The organism is Dietzia sp. HMSC21D01 (assembly GCF_001815995.1).
In the GTDB taxonomy this organism is placed as follows: Bacteria; Actinomycetota; Actinomycetes; order Mycobacteriales; family Mycobacteriaceae; genus Dietzia; species Dietzia cinnamea.
In genome coordinates, this window is the sequence record NZ_KV824072.1 from 1 (window position 1) to 1,474 (window position 1,474).

General features: G+C 72.2%; 2 protein-coding genes. Both read left to right on the top strand.

The features are described 5' to 3' along the window. Window positions 1–1,054 (top strand): S1C family serine protease (locus HMPREF3086_RS14855; protein WP_070722682.1); only part of this gene is annotated, 1,054 nt, incomplete at its 5' end. Between the two features lie 64 nt (window positions 1,055–1,118). Next, on the top strand, window positions 1,119–1,474 hold a 356-nt coding region (gene tatB, locus HMPREF3086_RS14860), incomplete at its 3' end, for a Sec-independent protein translocase protein TatB (RefSeq protein WP_070722685.1).

The following is a 1,474-nucleotide window of genomic DNA, read 5'->3' on the forward strand; positions in this document are numbered from 1 at the left end:
GAGCAGGCGGGCGCTGGCCGGGGCGATCGCGGCCGTCGCCGTCGTCGCCCTCGCCGGCGGTGCCATCGGCGCCGTCGTCGCCGATTCCGCCCGCGTCCTCACCACCTCGACCGTCCGCATCGCCGACGCGCCGGACAACGTCCTGCGCCCCGACAATCCGGTCGGCGAGGTCGCACGGCGGGTCCAACCCGCCGTCGTCAACATCCAGGTCTCCACCCCGTCGGCCCGCGGGGAGGGCTCCGGCATCGTCATCGACCCCCAGGGATACATCGTCACCAACAACCACGTCGTCACCATGGACGGTGCCGCCGACCGCGCCGACATCGACGTCATCTTCCCCGACGGCTCCCGCGCCGCGGCGGAGATGGTCGGCCGCGACCCCGCCACGGACCTGGCGGTCCTCAAGGTCGAGGACGTCCAGAACCTCACCGTCGCCACCCTCGGAAACTCCGACGACGTCCAGGTCGGCGAGCAGGTCATCGCGATCGGATCCCCGCTCGGACTGGCGCGGACGGTCACCGAGGGGATCGTCTCCGCGACCCGGCGGCCGATCGCGCTGGGGGAGTCGACCTCCGACGGCGACGTGGTGATCGACGCCATCCAGACCGACGCCGCCATCAACCCCGGCAACTCCGGCGGGCCGCTCATTGACGGCACCGGGGCGGTCATCGGGATCAACACCTCGATCTTCACGCAGTCCGGCGGATCCATCGGCCTCGGCTTCGCGATCCCCGTCAACGACGTCCGCGACATCGCCACCTCACTCATGACCGAGGGGTCGGTCCGGCACGCGACGATCGGGGTCAACGCCCGTAAGGCGGACAACGGCGCGGTCGAGGGCGCGGAGATCGTCAACGTGCGCGAGGGATCGCCCGCCCAGTCCGGCGGACTACGCGAGGGCGACGTCGTCACCCGCGTCGGGGAGCGACGGGTGCGCTCGTCCGACGAACTCGTGGTGGCGGTCCGCCGCGCCGGTGCGGACGTCGACGTCCCGGTCGAGGTCATCCGCGGCGGATCACGCGTCGAGCTGACCGTCCGTCCCACGCTCGGCTGAGCCCGGGGGTCACCCGCGCAGGTCACGCTCCCGCTCGCGCGCGCCACGACGTATCCTGACTGCGATGTTCACAAACGTGGGGTGGTCCGAGCTCCTGGTCCTCGGGGTGATCGCACTGGTCGTCCTGGGGCCCGAGCGTCTGCCCGAGGCCGCCCGCTGGCTGGCGTCCGCGATCCGCAAGGTCCGCGAGTTCGCCAGCAACGCGCAGCAACAGCTCAAGGACGACTACGGGACCGACTTCGAGGAGTTCCGCGAGCCGCTCAAGCAGCTCAACGACCTGCGCGGCATGAGCCCCCGCGCCATGGTCACCAAGCACCTGCTGGACGGCGACGACTCCCTGTTCACCGGGGACTTCGGCGCCGCCGCTCCCGCTGGAGGTGCCGCCGTCGCGGGAGGCGCCGGCGCGGCCGGCTCCGCGGG